This is a genomic window from Pseudoalteromonas sp. MER144-MNA-CIBAN-0113 (assembly GCF_040308965.1).
GTDB lineage: Bacteria > Pseudomonadota > Gammaproteobacteria > Enterobacterales > Alteromonadaceae > Pseudoalteromonas > Pseudoalteromonas tetraodonis.
Window position 1 is genome coordinate 1 of record NZ_JBEOOG010000301.1, and the last position, 278, is coordinate 278.

The following is a 278-nucleotide window of genomic DNA, read 5'->3' on the forward strand; positions in this document are numbered from 1 at the left end:
AATCCGCAACATGTGTACGCACTAACCGGCATGTAAGTAATACTATCTAAATCAACTTCAATACCCAGTGGTAAATCGTTAAAATTACTTAGTGCATTTTCAATTGCCTGCGTTAGTGTAATTTTTCGCTTAACTTGTATAGATTGATAGCTATCAAACTTAAAGTTAGCTTCACTCATTGCATCTATAATTGCTTGATTATTTTTTAATTCATGTAAGCCAATAACATGGTAATTACTTAGATGTTGCTCGTTATACGCGTAGCGAAAACCATTACC

At 33.5% G+C, this 278-nt stretch carries 1 pseudogene; it reads right to left on the minus strand.

Annotation, left to right across the window (positions count from 1 at the left end):
* A pseudogene (locus AAEY57_RS19795) lies at positions 1 to 278 on the minus strand (formimidoylglutamase); the annotation flags it as partial.